This window comes from Enterococcus italicus DSM 15952, assembly GCF_000185365.1.
Lineage (GTDB): Bacteria > Bacillota > Bacilli > Lactobacillales > Enterococcaceae > Enterococcus_G > Enterococcus_G italicus.
The window spans coordinates 373,922-394,133 of the sequence record NZ_GL622241.1; the positions used below are offsets into that span (position 1 = coordinate 373,922).

At 38.3% G+C, this 20,212-nt stretch carries 15 protein-coding genes and 1 pseudogene; 1 reads left to right on the forward strand and 15 read right to left on the reverse strand.

Features of this window, described 5'->3' with window-relative positions:
• Window positions 1–27: 27 nt before the first annotated feature.
• The 14 genes and pseudogenes from HMPREF9088_RS01815 to HMPREF9088_RS01880 form a co-directional block, all read right to left on the reverse strand.
• On the reverse strand, window positions 28–1,437 hold the full coding sequence (locus HMPREF9088_RS01815; protein ID WP_007207402.1) for an NAD-dependent succinate-semialdehyde dehydrogenase: 1,410 nt from the start codon (window positions 1,435–1,437) through the stop codon (window positions 28–30).
• 265 nt (window positions 1,438–1,702) lie between these two features.
• Entirely contained in the window at window positions 1,703–2,509 is an 807-nt protein-coding gene (locus HMPREF9088_RS01820; RefSeq protein ID WP_007207403.1) for an AAA family ATPase, read from the reverse strand.
• 164 nt (window positions 2,510–2,673) lie between these two features.
• Window positions 2,674–3,684, reverse strand: coding sequence for an ABC transporter substrate-binding protein (locus tag HMPREF9088_RS01825; RefSeq protein WP_040366078.1), 1,011 nt, complete (start codon window positions 3,682–3,684; stop codon window positions 2,674–2,676).
• Window position 3,685: 1 nt separating this feature from the next.
• Window positions 3,686–4,462 (reverse strand): ABC transporter ATP-binding protein, encoded by a 777-nt coding sequence (locus HMPREF9088_RS01830; protein ID WP_007207405.1) that lies wholly within the window; start codon window positions 4,460–4,462, stop codon window positions 3,686–3,688.
• Between the two features lie 3 nt (window positions 4,463–4,465).
• Window positions 4,466–5,539, reverse strand: a complete 1,074-nt coding sequence (locus HMPREF9088_RS01835; RefSeq protein ID WP_007207406.1) for a FecCD family ABC transporter permease — start codon at window positions 5,537–5,539, stop codon at window positions 4,466–4,468.
• A 26-nt stretch (window positions 5,540–5,565) separates the two neighbouring features.
• Window positions 5,566–6,585: an NAD(P)/FAD-dependent oxidoreductase gene (locus HMPREF9088_RS01840; protein WP_007207407.1), complete on the reverse strand. Its 1,020-nt coding sequence runs from the start codon at window positions 6,583–6,585 to the stop codon at window positions 5,566–5,568.
• 324 nt (window positions 6,586–6,909) lie between these two features.
• Window positions 6,910–8,535: an ammonium transporter family protein gene (locus HMPREF9088_RS01845; RefSeq protein ID WP_007207408.1), complete on the reverse strand. Its 1,626-nt coding sequence runs from the start codon at window positions 8,533–8,535 to the stop codon at window positions 6,910–6,912.
• 25 nt (window positions 8,536–8,560) lie between these two features.
• Window positions 8,561–9,535 (reverse strand): annotated as a pseudogene (locus HMPREF9088_RS01850) (ABC transporter ATP-binding protein).
• A complete protein-coding gene (locus HMPREF9088_RS01855; protein ID WP_040366080.1) occupies window positions 9,532–10,593 on the reverse strand; it encodes an ABC transporter ATP-binding protein in 1,062 nt (353 codons plus the stop codon). Before HMPREF9088_RS01855 ends, HMPREF9088_RS01850 begins: the two are co-directional and overlap by 4 nt.
• Window positions 10,594–10,691: 98 nt before the next feature.
• Window positions 10,692–12,329 (reverse strand): ABC transporter substrate-binding protein, encoded by a 1,638-nt coding sequence (locus tag HMPREF9088_RS01860; RefSeq protein ID WP_007207412.1) that lies wholly within the window; start codon window positions 12,327–12,329, stop codon window positions 10,692–10,694.
• 20 nt (window positions 12,330–12,349) lie between these two features.
• Complete coding sequence (locus tag HMPREF9088_RS01865; RefSeq protein WP_040366082.1) at window positions 12,350–13,282, reverse strand: ABC transporter permease; 933 nt, start codon at window positions 13,280–13,282, stop codon at window positions 12,350–12,352.
• Between the two features lie 13 nt (window positions 13,283–13,295).
• Window positions 13,296–14,243: an ABC transporter permease gene (locus HMPREF9088_RS01870; protein ID WP_007207414.1), complete on the reverse strand. Its 948-nt coding sequence runs from the start codon at window positions 14,241–14,243 to the stop codon at window positions 13,296–13,298.
• 15 nt (window positions 14,244–14,258) lie between these two features.
• Window positions 14,259–15,467 (reverse strand): M20 metallopeptidase family protein, encoded by a 1,209-nt coding sequence (locus HMPREF9088_RS01875; RefSeq protein WP_007207415.1) that lies wholly within the window; start codon window positions 15,465–15,467, stop codon window positions 14,259–14,261.
• Window positions 15,464–16,711 (reverse strand): M20 metallopeptidase family protein, encoded by a 1,248-nt coding sequence (locus HMPREF9088_RS01880; RefSeq protein ID WP_007207416.1) that lies wholly within the window; start codon window positions 16,709–16,711, stop codon window positions 15,464–15,466. Before HMPREF9088_RS01880 ends, HMPREF9088_RS01875 begins: the two co-directional genes overlap by 4 nt.
• Before the next feature lie 321 nt (window positions 16,712–17,032).
• Between HMPREF9088_RS01880 and HMPREF9088_RS01885 the strand changes: the two genes are divergently transcribed.
• Window positions 17,033–18,445, forward strand: a complete 1,413-nt coding sequence (locus HMPREF9088_RS01885) for a M20 family metallopeptidase (RefSeq protein ID WP_040366084.1) — start codon at window positions 17,033–17,035, stop codon at window positions 18,443–18,445.
• 130 nt (window positions 18,446–18,575) lie between these two features.
• Here the strand turns inward: HMPREF9088_RS01885 and HMPREF9088_RS01890 are convergent, their stop codons facing one another.
• Complete coding sequence (locus tag HMPREF9088_RS01890; protein WP_040366087.1) at window positions 18,576–20,210, reverse strand: peptide ABC transporter substrate-binding protein; 1,635 nt, start codon at window positions 20,208–20,210, stop codon at window positions 18,576–18,578.
• Window positions 20,211–20,212: the final 2 nt, after the last annotated feature.

A 20,212-nucleotide genomic window follows, 5' to 3' on the forward strand; every position in this document is an offset into this window, starting at 1 on the left:
CCTTCACAGCGCTCCGTACTTGTCTTTTTATACAAATCCACCAAATGCATCATTTAGATCAATTGGTTTTTCACGTGTCACAATTATTTCTTGGTTCATAAAGGCATCTATTCCTAATGTTCCTAGTTCTTTACCATATCCAGAACGCTTCACGCCACCAAATGGCAATTCTGGTAATGTACCACCATAGCTATTAACAAAGACCGCACCTGTTTCAATCTGAGCGGCAACTTCGGCCCCATGTTCTGGATCACCTGCAAAGACAACTCCACTCAAGCCATAGACGGAATCATTCGCTAATTCGATTGCTTCCGCTTCATCTTTTACTTTATAGACTTCTCCGACTGGGCCAAAGAATTCTTCATAGTATGCAGGATTATCTTTCGTAATATCCGTCAAAATGACTGGATAGAAGAAAGCATCGTCTCCTTGGTTTTTACTCATGTCGCCATAGCTTAATGTCGCACCATTTTCAATGGCTTTTTCGACTTGCTTGACTAAATCTTTTTTCGCTTTTAGTGAATTTAATGGTGCCAAGGTCGTAGCTTCGTCAAATGGATCACCTGTTTTCGCTTCTTTAAATGCCGCAGTCAAAGATGACAATACTTCGTCATAATTATTTTCCGTTACGATAAAGCGTTTAGAAGAGGTACATACTTGCCCTGCATTGTAAAGACGCGCTTGGCCGATGAATTTTTTGATTTCGCTTAAATCAGCATCTTCTAGAATAATAAATGGATCACTACCGCCTAGTTCTAATGAGCTACGTTTTAAGTTTTTACCCGCTTCAGCCGCGATTAATTCGCCAGCGCGCTCAGAACCTGTCAACGCCACACCTTGCACGCGTTTGTCGGCAATAATGTCATTAACTTGATCGTAGCTGACAAATAAGTTTGTTGCAGCTCCTTCTTCTATTCCCGCAGCCACTAGGAATTTTTCAAAAGCTTCTGCTGATCCTGGCGTATTGCTAGCGTGTTTGTAAACCATTGGATTGCCAAGTAAATAGTTTGGTGCAAATACTCGCATTAATTGATAAATAGGAAAGTTCCATGGCTCAACTGCCATTAACACCCCAATTGGGCGAGGGACAATTTGTGCTTTTCCCATACGAGAATCAAAATCTTTTGGCGCAGTGAGCGTTTCTGCATTTTCAGCATAATATTTCGCAATTTCTGCTGAGATAATCACTTCACCTTGCGCTTCTTTGAATAATTTACCTATATCATGTGTAATGATTGTTGCTAATTCATCTATATGTGCATAGAAATAATCGCATACTGCCTGCAATTTTTTCGCACGATTAGCCACGGGTTCTTTCTTCCATGATTGATAGTTTTCGTAAGCTTTTGCCAATGCTGTGTCGACTTGTTCGTCCGTAAAGTTATCATAAGTCTTTTCGACTTCTCCAGTGTACGGGTTAGTGATTTGATACGCCATAGTAATCTTTCCTTTCTTTTTATCGATAATGAAATTAAAGTATTTTTTACTTATAATTTATAAGTAGCATACGCCTTTTTTCCTTACTTGACAATCATTCTGTTTAGAAAATTCTCATTTTTTATCAGAAAACAAACTTATATTTTATTTTTTCACAAAAATTTAAAATATAAGTCAATATTCTCTAGTTGTTATATCAAATTATAAACCGGTTCCAATTAATTTAGCAACTCATTTTGTTCACTTGCGTATTTTCATTTGTTTATCATCTTTCTTTCGATGGCCTAAATTTTTCTTCAAAAAAATTTTGATAGAGTTTAACGATTGGCAGTTCATGCCAATGATTGATGACTAGCTGAGGCTGACTGAAATTATAGATAGTCCCTTGTAATGCACCAAGTAATAACGGTGAATGCGTCACGATAACAAACTGTACCGAGAAAAAGCGAGCCAATTCATTGATCTGCGCTGCTAGCTGTAATTGCTTCTCTGGGCTTAACGATGCTTCTGGCTCATCGAGTAGATAAAAGCCATCTGGTTGTAAATAGTCTTCAAATATTTGCAATGCTGTCTCACCATTTGAATATTTTTCCTGTCTGAATACTTGGTTTACGATTTGCTTTTCTATCTTAAATTGGGACTGACTCGCGTATTGCTCTTTCGTCATCCCCAGTTTACGTCTGGTATAATAGTAATTTTCTCGTAAAATAGCCTCTTGTTGAATTTTTTTAATTTCGTACAAGATGTCCTCACTTTTTATATACTGTTTCTGCATTGGAAATACTTGTTTTCCATCATCAGTTTCATCCTTCAAGAGTACACACTGTGCGAGGTACTCTTGAAAGTAATCGGTTGTCCCAAATCGGCGCACGCCCTCAGCACCTGGCATATCAAGTAAGGTGGCTAAACAATTTAAGAATGTTGATTTTCCCGAACCATTTTCTCCATAGATAAGAGTGATCGAGTCGAAGACAAGCATCTCTCCGGCTTTGCTATTCAAACTATTATAAGGATAAATTGTTCGGCCATATTTTTGTTCTAGTGGAAATTGAAATGCCCTTAGGTAACGCATATTCTCACAACCTTTCTCTTACCATTATCAAGCAACGACATCTCTTTAGCAATAAGGATGTGATACTCAAAAACTAGCGACAGGAAAAAAGCCCGCAAATCAAAAGTTTGTGAATGAACTTCTGAATTTGCGGGCTTTTTACTGATGAATCATTCTATCTGACCTTATTGGTTGGCTTTCATTTCTTTGACTAAGCTTTCTAGACCAGTCAATGATTGGTATCCATACCCAAATAAGTAATTGTAATCAACTGCATAGACTTGTTTGTTTTTGATTGCTTTCATACTAGATAATTTGGGATTGCTGTATAGTCCTTCAATGACTTGTTTCCCTGTAATACTGCCTTCAATCGTTGACCAATCACCGACGATTAAAACATCTGGATCTGTTTCTATTAGTGTTTCTTCGCTGACATCACCTGTTTGATTTTGGAAGACATTATCCAACTTAATCATTTTGAACATATCATTAAAAAATGATTCATCGTGGGCAGCATATACAACTACTTGGCTTGGATCAGACATATGCAAATAGGCAAATGTTTGGGTTTTGTTGTTTTCTACTTCTGCTTTTAAATTCGTTTCCCGAGTTTTGATTTCTTTTGAAAATTTCTTCGCTGAATCTTGCACTTGGAAAATTTCACCGAGATGATCAATGTCTTTATACACAGAGTCAAAGGTCGCTCCTGTGACGGATGATTCTAACACATACGTCGGGATACCCATCTCATTGATTGAATCGACCGTTCCATTGCCCCAGTCTTGATTATCAAATAAACCTCCGCGTCCATACATCATATCTGGATCGACACTAAGCGCGGTTTCTTTACTAATATAGCTATTCCCTAGGTCTTTTAACTCTTTAAACTCATCAGCAACTTCTGAATCCGCTGCTCCAAATGTTGCCCCAACTCCAGCTATGTGGTCTTTTAAGCCTAGATGAAGCAATAATTCTGCAGCTGGTCGTGTATTGGCCATCACTTTACTTGGTGCTTTCGTAAAGGTCTCATCTTTTTTCGTCCATTCAGTGCCGCCTTCTGCTTTCGTATAGTTTGAAATCGTCAAAGGATACGTACTTCCTTCAGAACTCGCTGTTGTTGATTGTGATTGACCACAAGCCGCTAGTGTAAGTGCTAGTGCTCCGATTCCCATGATGCCTACCCATTTTTTCTTCATTCTATTTTTCCTCTTCTCCAACATAATAATAAAATCCTAACCCATTTGTAATGGGATTGCGGTACACTTTGCATCGAATACCATAGACTGATTCGATCAGAGACTCCGTCAAGACCTCTTCTGGCTTCCCTTGAGCGACTACTGTTCCATTTTTTAAGACATAGAGGTAATCACAATATCTTGCCGCTTCTTCCAAATTATGCAAGGCTGCCAAGACACCAATCCCCAAGCCTTTTACGATCTCTAAGATTTCCAATTGATAGCGAATATCCAAATGATTAGTCGGCTCATCTAAGATCATAAACTTAGGATCTTGGGCAATCGCACGCGCCAAGACAACTCGTTGTTTCTCACCACCCGACAAAGACAAAAAGCTCCGTTGACGATACCCCTCTAGCCCTGTCTGTTGCAAAGCTTGCTCTACTAGTGAAAAATCACGCTGGTTTTCTTTTTCGAGCATCGCTTTGTGAGGGGTTCTTCCAAGTAAGACCATTTGCTCAACCGTTAAATCAAAACTCAGCTCATTGAATTGGCTTACGACACTCATTTGTTGCGCGACTTTTTTTTCTGCACTTTGCAAAATATTCAAGTCATCCAAATAAATCTCGCCAGCGTCAGGCTTTAGTGTCTTATAAATACTTTTAAGTAATGTCGATTTGCCACTACCATTTGACCCAATCAAGCCAACAAATTGTCCTTCAAGGGTTTTTAATGAGATATTTTGTAGGATAGGTTGCTGATTGATTTGATACGACACGTGTTCGACTGTTAATTTCATCTGCTATCCTCCAAAATTGTATTGCCGCTTCACAATAATATAAATAAATATCGGTGCTCCAATGATGGCTGTAATAATCCCAATCGGCAACTCTACGCCGGTTAGAATCGAGCGAGCCAAAATATCCGCCCAAATTAAAAACAGGCCACCAGATAAAGCTGTTAGCGGCATCAAAATGCGATGATCTGAGCCACTAAATCCTCTCACTATATGAGGAATAATTAATCCAACAAACCCAATCATGCCCGAATTTGCGACAATAATACTAGTCAATAGCGCAGATAAAACCATATAGACACGACGATAGACAACAAGCTTCACGCCTAGCGTTACCGCTACTTCATCGCCTAGTAGCATCGTATTTAGCACGCGATACTGCAGTAAAAAGAAAATCGTTAATCCCACTACTAAAAGACTCACCATCGGCAATTTGGTCCAGCTAGCAGAAGCCAGACTGCCCATCGACCAAAAAGTGACCTTCTTCATTCCTTCAGCATTATTGGCTAAATAGACAATTAAATTGGCCAACGAACTACATAACGAACTAATAATTGTCCCCGAAAGGACTAATTTAGTCGAGGTCATCCGCCCACCAATGCTTGACAATAACAACACCAGAAAAGTCGCAGCGACCGCCCCGACAAAAGCCCCCAACGCTAACCCAAATTGGAAGAAAAATGACGCACCACCAAAGCCGACCAAAATAGCAAACGTAGCGCCCAGCGAAGACCCAGAAGAGATCCCTAGTATATATGGATCCGCTAATGGATTTTGTACCACTGCTTGCATGACAGCTCCACTCACCGCCAAGCCCATGCCGACAAAGATGGACAACAAAATGCGCGGCGTCCGCACAAACCAAACAATATTGGCATTGGCTTGCGTAATACCATCGATATTACCTAACAAACCATTACTTACTTTATAAAGTAAAATTCGGTAGACTTCTGACAGACTAATATCCGCTTGGCCACTTGCCAGTGCAATCCCTGCAGATAAAATAATCGCCAGCACTAATACCAGACTGACAAAAACCACAACCGGTAATCGATTGTGTTTACTTAAATGAATGGACATGTGGTTCACTCCCAGACTCTTTTCTTTTACATCATCAATTCTTGGTTTCTCTCATGGAACTTTTTATTGTGAGAAGAAACCATCCCATACGCTGGGCTTTTCGGATCAATGTATTGCTTGATTTGATTCACTGCCAATGCTGCGTCTTGGAAAGCTCCAGCCAGTAAATTGACTTTGCCATCAAAATAATGAATATCCCCCGCCGCAAAAATCCCTTCAGCACTTGTTTTTGTAGGAAACAGACAGTGAAGATAAAAGTCACTGTAGCGATCTAACGTAATACTTTCTTGTTCAAGCAACGACGTATCACGATCATAGCCATGTTGGACGAGTAGATGGTCACATGAGAAAGCAGTCGTTGGTTCACCATCTTTGCTTTGAAGCTGTAAGACCATAGTAGTTTCTTCCCCTTTAGCAATACCTACAATCGTCTGATTGGTGTAGACATCTATGCCTAGAGCCGCTAATTTTTTGACTTGCGACTCATGGGCCTTTAAGTTCTCCCCGCGATAACAAAGCGTAACTTTTGCCCCGTATGATTGCGCCTCAATCGCATAATCAACCGCCGCATCGCCGCCCCCAGAAACAACCATTTTTTTGCCAAAGATGGCTTGCTGATTGGGAAATTCGTAGTGAATGTGTGAGGTGATTGTTGCATCGACAGAACAAGATAATTGTTGCGGTGAAATTACACCACCACCAATCGCAATTAATAAGGTCTTTCCGTAATAGCAAGTACCGTCTTGATCACGTAAAACAAATAATCCATCTTGTTCTTCCCATGTTTTGATTGTTGTATTAGTATGAATCGTTGGTTCAAAAAGGTTGGCTTGTTCTTGTAAAGAATCATTCACCTTTTTGCCTTTGGTTGGAGGCAATGCCCCTACGTCCCAAACCATCTTTTCAGGATAAAAATTTAACTTACCACCAAGTTCCGCTTGCGCCTCGAATAACGCAACAGATAGATCACGTAACCCAGCATAAAAACTTGCATATAAACCCGCGGGACCTCCCCCGATAATTAAGACATCATAGATTGTATCCATAGCGTCCCCTTTCTCAATTGAAAATCATTCTCAGTTGACTAGTCAAATTATAAGAAACCTCTTACTAAATGTAAAGAGGTTTTGTGAAATTATCTAAAAATTTTGAAAATAAATGAATACTCTCTACTGTTGGTATTCATGCTTTTAACAATACCTAGTATTCTCACTAAAAACTAGCTTCACAAATAAAAAAGGAGTATGACAAAATTCCGTCACACTCCTTTTTAACTAAATAAACGGTAGTCCTAAAAAAACTCGGCAATAAAAAAATTTTCGATCTTGATGCTCAGATATATTCGTTTTTGGTATAACCGCTTAGCTGACCTACTCGTATTCTAAAGCCTGGGAATCATGTTCACCAGTACTTACACGGATTACATGATTAATCGTTGAAATAAATACTTTCCCATCGCCAACATGACCAGTGTATAATGCTCTTTGTATAGCTTGTAGCATATCTGTCGTTGAAATTGTATTAACCACCACTTCTAATTTAATCTTTGGTAAAAAATTCGTATCTACCTCCAACCCACGATAATAACTAGAGTGCCCTTTTTGAACACCAAAGCCAGTTACATTAGAAACATTCATTCCAGCGACTCCAATAGCATTTAATTCTTCTACCAAACGGTCAAATCGATTAGGGTTGGTTAAAATTTCAAACTTACGAATCGTACTAGTATTGGAACTATCTGTAAATTGTTTATTTGGATTATCCTGTTCTTCCACAGTAAGAGTCGGTTTTACTTGCTCAACATCTACTTGTTCCATCACAGGCACCTTACTGTAGTTTACAGCAGGAAGCCCTTGAAAATTAGCAGGCAAATGAAAAATACTGCTATCTTTCCCAACTGTCTCTTCCATTGTAGATAATCGTGTACCACGTGATGAATAGCTTATTACTTTCAAGCTGATATACGCAATCACACTAACAAAAATTGCTAGTAATATATATCCAACTATGCTCCCAATAAACCATTGTAATTTATTGTTTCCTAAACTTGTCGAAACATTAGAGAATAACATTTTTAGTATTAACACCTGTAGACTACTTATACCAAAAATAGCGATGATACTACTTGGATCATCAATCTTCGCTTTCTTATCTAACCATTCAATGAACCAAAATAATAGAGGAACACTTAAAATATTAGTAGCTATCAAAGTAACGATATTCGTTTGCGTACCTACACTGGCACTTGAAATAATGCCTAAACTTGTTGCATGCATAACTAAAACAACATCAACATAATGATAGTGGATTTTAGAAATGAGCAATGCGACGAAAAAATTAATCGCTGGGATCAATAAAATTACAAAGAAGAATTTTGTATGTAAGTCCGCTAGCTCTCTTTGTTCAAGTACTATTTGAACAAATAATGGCCAACCAATCCAAGATAATAGAACAGAAAAAATGATTAGATACAAATTACTACTGGGCAAAGCATTCACTGTATCATTTTGATATTTTCCTAATCGTGCTCCAATTTGGTTAGCTGAAACAAAAGCAATCACAGCAATAGCAAGTTGGATACTAATGGTTTGATTATCTAAAAAACCCATTTTGGTAAGTAGAGCATTTGGTTGTAATAAGATATTTAAAGCTGGTTCAATTATTATCCCAACCACTAATGCCAATCCACCATATACCAAGTTTTGCGCTCTTTCAGCGATTGAATTTGTTGCAAACATTCCAATAAGAACACTGACCATTACACCTTGTAAAAGGTTAGCTGAAATGGTCCCACTTTCTGAAAAAGCAGATGTTATCCCTAACATCAGTTTTCCTTCTGAAAGACCGAAACCCACTAATGCATACGCAATTCCAGCACACATGAATACGACTAATTTTTGAAATAAGGTACTTGTCTTATTTTTATCAGATATAAATGCCGCTTCGCTTAAAATTGCTGCAAAAACTAACACCCCTAAACTTGTAAACATTATCATTCAATCACCCCCTTTTGTCCTCTTCTTATGAAAGAACCATCGTCTCTTTTTTCTCCTTTAATGCCTCATATTTTTTTTGATACATAGCAATTTCTTGCTGATGGCAATAAACAAAATGCCCAGGTACAATCTCATATAATCCTACGTCTGGGTCATTTTCATTATAGGAAATTTTGGTCACATCATAGCCAATTCTTGTTCTGTGTTTTTCAGAAATGGGATCTGGTTCAGGTATTGCTGAAAGCAGTGACTCAGTATACTGGTGTAGTGGATAGTGATAAATATCATCAGCAGTTGCCAATTCTAATAACTTTCCTCGATTCATCACCCCAATGCGATCACTGATATACTTCACCATCGACAAATCGTGAGCAATAAATAAATAAGTTAGTTTTTCTTTTTTCTTTAAGTTTCTTAATAGATTTACAATTTAAGCCTGAATAGATACATCTAACGCTGAGATGGCCTCATCTGCAATGATACACTTTGGTTCAAGCGCAATAGCTCGAGCAATCCCAATCCTTTGACACTGTCCTCCTGAAAATTCACGAGGATAACGATTGGCAAAACTCCGATTCAAACCTACTAAATCTAACAATTCATATACTCTATCATCGCGTTCTTTTTTATTTTTAACTAACTGGTGAACTTCAAGTGGTCCACTAATAATTTCTTTTACTGTTAGTCGGGGATTCAGCGAAGCATAAGGATCTTGAAAAATCATTTGGATATTCTTTCGAAATGCCAACAAATCTTTGCGATTTTTCTTATTTTGAATGTTATCTCCTAAAAAAATAATTTGACCATCCGTTATCTCTTCTAGTTTCATCAATAACTTTCCAGTGGTTGATTTTCCACTTCCAGATTCTCCTACTAAGCCAAATGTTTCTCCTTCATAAATATCGAAAGTAATATCGTCAACTGCGCGAACTTCATTTGCTTTTCCTTGGTTGTAAACTTTCTTAACTCCTTTGATTTGAATAATCGGATTTTTGTTCATAGAACGACCTCGTTTCCTTGAAGTTGGGCAAATAATTTTTGTCGTTCCACAATTTCTTGCGGTGGTTCAATCTTTGGTGCACGGTCATCCAATAACCAGGTACTGGCAAAATGCGTATCGGAAATCCGAAACATCGGGGGTTCTTCTACTAAGTCAATCTCCATAGCAAATTCATTCCGTGAAGCAAATGGGTCTCCTTTTGGCACATGCAGTAGGTTAGGAGGAGAACCTGGGATGGTATACAAATCATGGTCATCCGTTTCCATATCCGGCATTGATGCTAGTAGCCCCCAAGTGTACGGGTGTTTTGGATTATAAAAAATTTCATTTGCTGTACCAATTTCAACGATTTTACCTGCATACATCACAGCTACACGATCGGCGATATTGGCAACCACGCCTAAATCATGCGTAATGAAGATGGTAGACATTTGAAATTCCGTTTTTAATTCTTTTAACAACTCAATAATTTGTGCTTGAATCGTTACATCCAAGGCAGTAGTTGGCTCATCTGCAATCATAATTTTCGGATGACACGCCAATGCCATGGCTATCATAACCCGCTGACGCATACCACCGGAAAACTGATGGGGGTATTGTTTAAACCGTTCTTTGGCTTTCACAATCCCCACGCGTTCCATTAATTCAATGGCTTTTTCTTTGGCTTCTTTTTTCTTATAATTTTGATGCACAATCAATGGCTCCATAATTTGTAAGCCGACTGTTAGCACCGGGTTCAGCGAGGTCATAGGATCTTGAAAAATCATCGCAATTTCTTTGCCTCGAATTTGGTTCATTCGGCTTTCTTTCTGATCTAATAAATTCTCTCCTTCAAATAGAATACCGTTACTTTTGATTGTTGTATGCCGTTGCGGTAAAATCTGTGTAATCGCTTTGGTTGATACACTTTTTCCAGATCCAGATTCTCCAACTAGCGCTAAGGTTTCTCCTTCATATAAGTCAAAAGTCACCCCACGAACCGCATGGATGACACCTTCAGAAGTCTGAAACGATACGGATAACTCTTCGACTGAAAGTATTTTTTTCTGGTTTTCCATGCACATCAACCTCTCTTTCGTTACATCCTTTTTAAGAAGAATGGGACACGCATTCAATCGAACAGGTCCCATTCTTACGAACTATTTCACTTCTCTAATTATTTTTTGGTCCAATCTTGCATATCGTATAAGCTACCTACCCAAAATTCTTTGATCCCGCCATCAAGGTTTTTACTTTGTACTTTGTATTGGTAATCGGCGTAAAGACCAACTGCGTAGGCTTGTTCTTTCCAGTACGCTTGAATTTCATCATAGATTTTTTTCCGGTCATCCATATTTGTCGAAGCTTTTCCTTGAGCAATCAATTCTTCCAGTTTTGGATCGTTCACGCGACTTAAATTAGTGGTTCCTGATTTTGACCAAAGATATGTTTGGTCTGGATCAGAAGTCAACGGAATACCGATTAATCCTAGTTGGTAATCACCTGAACGCACATTAGCCAAGGCTGTAACAAAATCAAAACTTACTTGTTTCACTTTGAAACCAGCTTCTTCTAGATTTTGTTGAATCAAGTTGGCTGATTGTTCCCGTGCTTTGTTTCCAGTTGGCACCGTCAACTCAATTTCTTTGCTTGTATCAAAGCCAGATTCTTTGATTAATGCTTTGGCTTTCGCTACATCATGTGGTATAGCCTTCAAATCTTTGTCATAGTACTTGCTTGCAGAGGTATACGAAGTTGGTAGAACTTCCGCATTGCCACGGAACAATTGTTTCACTATCGCTTCACGGTCAATCGCATACGTCATCGCTAACCGAACTTTGGCATCAAAGTCATCGTTATTAATGAACATAAATTGAGTCGCAAATCCAGGATAGCTCTTAAACGTCAAGTTGCTATTTTTCTTCAAGGTATCAATATCCGAAACCGGAATAACCCCAATTCCGCCACCAGCAGCCATGTCTACGCCACCAGATTCTAATTCAGTTACTAAACTTGTCCCGTTCACGATTTTCAAGTAAACATTCTTCAGTTTTGCTTCTCCTTTATAGTAAGAAGGATTGGCTTCTAACTGAACATACGAATCCTTTTCGTACTTCACAAATTTGTAAAGACTTCCTGATACCGTTGGGGCCGTAGCAAAAGTTGAACTAGATAGATTTTTTAAATCTTCTTTTTCTACGATGTGTTTTGGTACAATGTAGATATTAAATCCAATCATTTCCTTCAAATAATTAGGATCCACGGGTGTTTTAGTGGTTAAGGTTAAAGTGCTATCATCCACAACTTTAACCCCACTGATTTCTGTGGTGCCATCATCCAATTTCCCAGTATCTTTGACCCCCTTCAGACTAGAAATATTCACCCCAAAAGAGGTTTCAACATCTGGATTGGCAATCAAATTCAATGAATATGCGACATCTTCCGCAGTAATTGGTTTATCATCTGACCATTTCGCACCACTGCGAAGCTTGATTGTAAAAGTTTGGTTGTCCGTTGTTTCAAATGAATCAGCCAAATTCCCTTTAAAGGTTAAAGACTCTGGTTGATCCAATAGTGTTGGGTACAACATCCGCAAAATCCATTGACCAGACGTATCTGTCGAATTAGCTGGGTTGAAACCACCGGGTGCATTAGTTAATCCAATGTATAGAGTATCTTTTTTGGTGGCCGAACTTGACTCAGTGCTTGATCCACTTGAGCTATCACTGGATCCCCCACAGGCAGCTAACAATGTAACACTTAACAAGGTAATGATTCCCATCCAAATGGCTTTCTTTTTCGTTTTGATTGTCATGTCAATCCCTCTTTTCTTTTCTATTTCATATCTCCCTCAATCGCTTTTCTCAGTCCATCACCGATAAAATTGATTGACAATACCGTTAATAACACCATAATTCCTGCTGGTAACCAACGCCAATACTGATTTTGCAGCACATTTAATGACTGTGCGTTGGACATCATATTCCCCCAACTAGAAGTCGGTGGTTGCACACCTACACCTAGAAAGCTTAACGAGGCTTCGGTAATAATCGATGTCGCAACCCCAAACGTCATATTGACTAAAATTAATGTCAGAATATTGGGAAAAATATGTTTAAACATAATCTGGAACGTGGTGTAACCAGAAGCAATCGCTGCTTGTACGTAGTCCGCATTTTTTAATTTCATCACTTCCCCACGAACCAAGCGACAAATCATCGGCCATCCCAGTAACCCAATTACAAACGTGACGGTCCAAATACTTGGGCCAATCAAACTGACAATAACCAAAATCACCATGAAATAAGGAAACGACATGAAAACTTCCGTAATTCTCATGATGGTTGTATCCCAAATACCACCTAAAAACCCACTCAATAAGCCTAAAGTGGTGCCGATAACGGCATAAATAATCACAGAAAGGACACCAACAATCAATGAAACGCGGGTCCCATAAATCAAGCGACTCAGTACATCACGCCCTACTTCATCTGTACCTAGCAGATTTTTGGCGGAAGGTGCTGCTTCAAAATAGCCGACTGTTTTGGTTGGATCATAGGGAGAAATCGCCGAAGCAAACACGGCAATCACGATAAAAAGAATGAATAAAATCAAACTAGCCACAGCCAACTTATCTCTGAAAAACCGTTTGACCAACGTCTTTAGATAGCCATCTTCATTCTGAGCTGTTCCTTGCAATTGGCTCAGATGTTCCAATTCTTCAAGTTTCTTTCTTGAAACAGTTTTGAACATATTGGTCATTTCCATTCGCACACCTCCTTTAGTACCGAATTCTAGGATCAACGACCGCATAGAGAATGTCTGCCAACAAATTACAAAGCATGACTCCTAACGCCGCAACTAAATTAATTGCCATTAAGACTGGATAATCACGTGAATTAATAGATGAAATCATTAATTGACCAATGCCCGGCCACTGAAAAATTTGTTCCGTTACAACTGCCCCACCGAGCATTTTAGGTATGTCAGAACTCGCAACGGTAATAATTGAAACCAACGAATTTTTCACTCCATGTCGCCATAATGTTAAGTGTTGATTTAACCCTTTGGCTTTCGCTGTTCGCATATAATTCTCTGAGAAGATTTCAATCATATTTGCTCGTACATATCGAATCATATTCGAACAATAAAAAGCTGAAAGTACGACAGTGGGCATAATCAAATGTTTTAAACTATCAATGGCATTGGACTCTTGGCCCAAAGTGGTCATCCCCCCGGTCGGCAACCATTTAAGTTGTAAGGCAAATATAAAGATTAAGCCTAACCCAAAGAAAAAGTTAGGGATTGATACTCCTAAAAACGAAAAGCTTGTAATCAGTGTATCTAGCCAACCGCCTTGCTTTTTGGCACAAATGATACCTAACGGAATTGCTAATATGTAAGATAGCAATAGTGTAGCTAGCATAAGCGTGAGCGTTGCTTGAATTTTATTTGGAAGTACCTCTGTTACGGCTACCCGCGAAGAAAATGAAATACCGAGATTTCCTTGTAATAAATTTCCTAGCCATTTAACGTACTGCACTGGTAAGGGTTGATTCAATCCTAGATTTTCTCGCATTTGTTCCTTTTGTTGCGCAGTTGCATTTTCAGAAATATATAAATCTGTCGGATCTCCTGGTGCTAAATTAACAATTCCAAAACAAAAAATTGTTACCAATAACAAAACTGGTATAGTAATCAAAATTCTTTTAATGATGTATTTTCCCATTTCTTTACCTCCAATCTATTTTGAGGATTTACCATCGTTAGTTGTTAAGTAATGTGCGACGATGGCTAAAAATGATTGCCCCGATTGAAGTAAACAACTCTCGTCCAATTTAAATTTAGGATGGTGGTGTGGATAAACTGCATCAATATCAGGATTATTTCCTCCTACATAAAAGAAGCACCCGGGTTTTTCTTGGACATAATAAGAAAAGTCTTCCCCACCCATACCTGTGGGAATTTGTACAACCTTATCTTCTCCAAATAAGTTACTTACTATTTTTACAACTTGTTTCAATTCTGGTTCTGATTGCTGGATAGCAGGATAGCCATCACGATAAAAAGTCGTGGCCGTCCCACCTTGAATACTGGCAATAACATTTGGCAATGTGACAACGCCATTTTTTAATACTTCTCTCGTTTTAGCATCAAGTGTACGAACCGTACCAACTATTTTTGCAGTATCTGCAATAATGTTATACGCATCTCCACCAGCCTTTACACTTGCAAAAGTTAATACCCCGGCCTCGATTGGATCGACTTTACGACTAACTAGTGTTTGTAAATTGGTAATTATTTGACTAGCAATTACGATTGAATCGACCGTTTCACTTGGATGAGCAGCATGACCGCCTTTTCCTTGAATATCAATTTTGAAGGTATCTGAATTAGCAGATCCGTATGGTTCAGAATAAGCAATCATTCCTTTTGGTAATAAAGAGGATACATGAATACCAAAAACAAAATCAACACCCTCTAGTGCCCCAGCTTCTACCATGAATTTAGCTCCGCCTGGTTGAATTTCTTCTGCATTTTGATGAATTAATACAACATTTCCATGAAGGTCACTACGATTATTTTGTAATACTTTAGCGACACTTAATAAACCAGCAGTATGGACATCATGACCACATGCATGCATGACACCTTCATTTTCTGAAATAAATGGAACATCTGTTTCTTCCGTAATTGCTAAAGCGTCAAAATCAGCACGCAAAGCGATTGTTAACCCGGGATGTCCCCCTTTAATTTTTGCAACAATGCCGTATCCATTACCAAAATTGGGCTGGATATCAGTGATACCGTATGCAGTTAATTGTTCAATAATATATTGTGCTGTTTTTTCTTCTTTATAAGACAGTTCAGGGTGTTGATGAAGATAGCGTCGATTTCCTAATGCTTCTTCGTGTCCGGATTCTAAATCTGCTAACCATTTTTCTAAAGTCATACATTATCTATCCCTTCTATTGATTCATTCTCTATTAAATAGTGTTGAATAATAGATAAAAATGCTTGTGCTCCAATGAATAGACTCTCTTCATCAGCAGTAAATTTTGGATGGTGATGTGGATAATTTATTTCTTGTGTCGCAATCCCTGCCGGTACATTAAAGAAAGTTCCTGGTATTTTTTGCAAATAATAAGCAAAATCCTCACCACCCATTGTTGGCTGAACTGTAACAACATTTTCTTCTCCAAATTGTTCAATAAATATTTTCTCTACCAAACTTGTTTCTTCGGGATAATTGTACACAGAAGGATAACCGTATTTATATGTTACTTTAGCTGTGGCACCGTGAGCAGCTGCAATATGTTCTACCATTGCTGAAATACCTTCTTTAAATTGTTGTTGTACTTCTTTTTCAAATGTTCGAACAGTTCCTTTCAAATATGCTTTATCTGCAATAATATTATCGGCCCCTTCTCCTGCGTGAAAGGCTGTAACGGATAAAACCCCTGCTTTAATTGGATCTTTTCTTCTGCTAACAATCGTTTGTAATTCTTGAATTAAATATGCTGCAACTACTGTAGCATCGACTGTGGTATGCGGAGCTGATCCATGACCACCTTTTCCCTGAATTTGGATTTCAAACGAGTCAGCAGCAGCCATCATATATCCTGGGTGAATATAGAGTTTTCCTGCGTCAACAGTTCCGCCTTGGATATGTAAGCCAAATATTGCATCCACATCATCTAAAGCCCCAGATTCCATAATTGCAATTGCTCCACCTGGTGGCAATTCCTCAGCATGTTGAAAAATAAAAATTAATTTACCTGATAAATCACTTGAAAGTTTCCCTACAGCTTGTGCAACGGATAATAATGTTGCTGTATGGACATCATGTCCACAAGCATGCATGACACCATCGTTTTTTGATTTAAATGGTAAGTCACTTTCTTCTTGGATTGGCAAAGCATCAAAATCAGCTCTAAGTGCAATTATTGGTCCTGGTTTCCCAGTATCTAACGTAGCTAAAATACCGCCACCGCCTACCTCTGTTTGGATATCACTATATCCATATGCTAACAATTCCTTTTGAATAAATGATCTTGTCTGCTCCTCTTGAAATGACAACTCTGGAAACTCATGTAAATGTCGTCGATTCGCAATCGTATAATCCCTATTCTCTTGTAAGATAGCAATTGCTTTTTCTAAAAATTGAGAAGCCAATGTATCTTCAGCTAAATTCATGAGACGCCCTCCTTAAACTAACCATTTTCACGTAATAAAACCTAACGTAAGTCAAATTATAAGAATTTAATTAGATTATTGTAATCTATTTTCATAATTAATTCACTATTTTCTCACTTTTTTATTTTATTAATTTTACACAATCTTTTCTTACTATTATTAGATAAAGTTGATTTAATAGCTTATTTCATTTTTAATTTGTGATTTTCTGAAAAAAATCAATGATTTACAACTTATATATTCATGATATATGTTAAAATTTCTATTAAAAATATTAAAATAAAATTAGAAAAGAGTGGTCTTTTGAAAAAAGAAAGAATAATGGAGATATTGAATGAAAAAAAAGAAATTTTTTTTCAAGCTTCTGATTCTATATGGGACACACCTGAACTACGCTTTGCCGTCGATCAATCTGTACAACAACATTATAGTGTCTTAGAAAAAGAAGGATTTACGATAGAAAAGGGCATTGGTGGCATGCGTAATGCCTATGTAGCCACATATGGTAGTGGGTCTCCTATAGTAGGTATTCTTGGTGAATATGATGCGCTTTCTAATTTAAGTCAACAAGCTGACTTAAAGAAACAAGAGCCCATTACTAAAGGTGCTAATGGGCATGGATGCGGTCATAATTTACTGGGGATGGGTGCTGTTGCAGGAGCTGTGGGAGCGAAAGAATTTTTAAAAGAAACGGGTGGTCCGGGTACAATTAAATTATTCGGTTGCCCTGCAGAGGAAGGTGGTTGTGGAAAGTCATATATTGCCAGAGCTGGTCTGTTTGATGAATTAGATTTGGCATTAAGTTGGCACCCGATGGATCAGACAGGAGCTTGGGGTGCTTCAAGTTTGGCTGTATACCATGTCAATTATCACTTTAAAGGTATTTCATCTCATGCAGCGGGAGCTCCTGAATTAGGTCGTAGCGCATTAGATGCCGCTGAATTAATGAATATCGGTGTACAATTTTTACGTGAACACATTATTGATGATGCAAGAATCCATTATGCCTTTACAGATACTGGAGGCACCTCTCCTAACGTTGTTCAATCAAGTGCTTCTTTATTTTATTATGTTCGTGCACCGAAAATGGAACAAGCTACCGAAATTTACGAAAGAGTGACTAAAATTGCAGAAGGGGCCGCATTAATGACTGGTACGACTATGGAGGTTAGCCTTGATTCTGCATATTATGAATATATACCAAATAAACTTTGGACAGCACAGATGCATGAAAATCTATCCTTGATTGATTTATTTGACTATTCTGCTGAAGAATTGGCCTATGAACAAGGCTATTATGATACAATTGCTGATTCAGTGAAACAAGACATCTATCACAAGCTTTTGGATATTTTCCCAGATAAAAGTGTTGAAGAACTTAAAGAATACGTTTCTCTTCCTATTTGTCAATTTATTTTACCACTTTCATTTGATGGAACTGGAGGAGGATCGACAGATGTCGGAGATGTCAGCTGGATATGCCCTACTGCCCAAGTTTGGATTGGTTGTGAGCCTTTGGGAAGTGCTCCTCATAGCTGGCAATGGGTTGCTAACGGGAAATCTTCAGTCGCTCATAAAGGATTACTCAATGCGGGTAAAGCAATCGCTTTAACAGCAATCGATGCCTTTACTTCACCCGAAAGAATAAAAAAAGGGAAAGAGGAGCATTTACGTAATCTAAAAGGAAAAACGTATAAATGTGCCATACCAAATACGGTTATGCCGGATTGCTAAAAATACACATACAAAAAATACCTGAACATATCTCTATATCATTTTTATAGTCGAAAGCTAAGATTAGTCGAATTCACTATATAAATGTATAAATTAATGTTCAGGTATTTTTCATTATTCACGGGAACAACTACTTCACATATGCTAAACGGTAAGATACAGTTCGACCAAATGGGAAAATTTGAAGATTTTGTAGTTTCTCCGATTGTAAGTATGCTACTGCACCTTGATACAATGGCAACACGGCTGTATCTGTTTCAATCAGTTGTTTTTCCAGTGCTAATAGTTCTTTCCATCGTGCATCAGCATCATTCGCTAATGTCGTACGAGCTTCTTCTAATCCTTGGTCATAGCTAGAACTTGCATAGCCAGATGTATTCAACCCACCTTTTGAATCATAAAATTCTAAGAAGTTGATAGGGTCTGCATAGTCCGGTGTCCATGTACCAAACACTAAATCAAAATCCCCCGCTGTTTGTAAATCTAATCGATTTTGCAACGGCACAGATTTGATCGTAATAGTCAAACCTGGTAAGTTTTGCTCAAGTTGTCCTTGAATGTACTCAACGGTCTTTTTAGAAGAGGCTGTATCTGAAGAAAGTAATTCCAATGTAATTTGATCTTTTCCTAATTCTTCTTTGGCTTTGGCCCATGAAGCTTGTGCCTTCTCAAGATTATATGGAAGCAAATCGCCGTTTTCTTTACGGAAATCTTCACCAGTTGATGGATCTTTTGCGAAGTTACTTGGGACGAAACCATTTAAAGCAGTCGAGCCATCGCCTAATATATCTTCTGCAAATGATTTTTTATCAATGGCCTGTAAAATAGCTTGGCGGACATTTAAGTTTCCTGTGACGTCACGCTTTTGATTGGCACTAATATAGCCTACCAAAGCTTTCGGTACATAATGCGCTAAGTCGTTGTCTTTGTATTGTTGCGCGTAGGTATCAGTCAATGTCGTATAGTCAAGCGCATCGGTTTCAAATAAGTTTACGCCGGTTCCTGTTTCCTTGACTACTTGCACATCAATTTCTTCTAATTGAACATTGCCTGCATCCCAATAGCTATCATTTTTAACTAATTTCCAAGACTCATTGGCTCCTGTCCACCCTTCGATTTTGAATGGTCCATTTCCCACAAAGTTCTCTGAACTAGTTCCATAATCCTTCCCTTTTTCTTTCGCGAAATTCACATCTTTTGGCATAAATGGTGTGCCTACCAAAATTTGATCTAAATAAGTAATCGGACTTTCTAGCACAATCTGTAAGGTGTGGTCATCGACGGCTGTGACACCTAATGTATCGACATCTGCCTCTCCTTGACGAATCTTGCTCGCGTTTTTGAAAATATCCATTCGGTTGCTACTACTTGATGCATTGGTCGGATCGACAACGTATTGGTATGCATACACAAAGTCAGCTGCCGTCACGTCATCTCCATTACTCCATTTGGCATCTCTTAACTTAAAGGTATACGTCAAGCCATCCTCACTAACAGTTGGCTTTTCAGCAGCAATTGCAAGTTCGGGGTCACCATTTTTGTCTGTGCGATAAAGACCTTCTGTGACTTGACCAATCATATCTGAACTGTTGACATCACTGTATTGCCCACTATCTAATGTCGTTAATTCACCTGAAGTTGAAACATTAATTACTTGCTTTGAGCTACTATCTGTACTCGTAGTCGTCTCATTTTTTCCTGTTGTTGAGCATGCAGACAGAGTCAATGCTGCAATCGCTAAATAACCCAATAATCGTTTCTTCATTC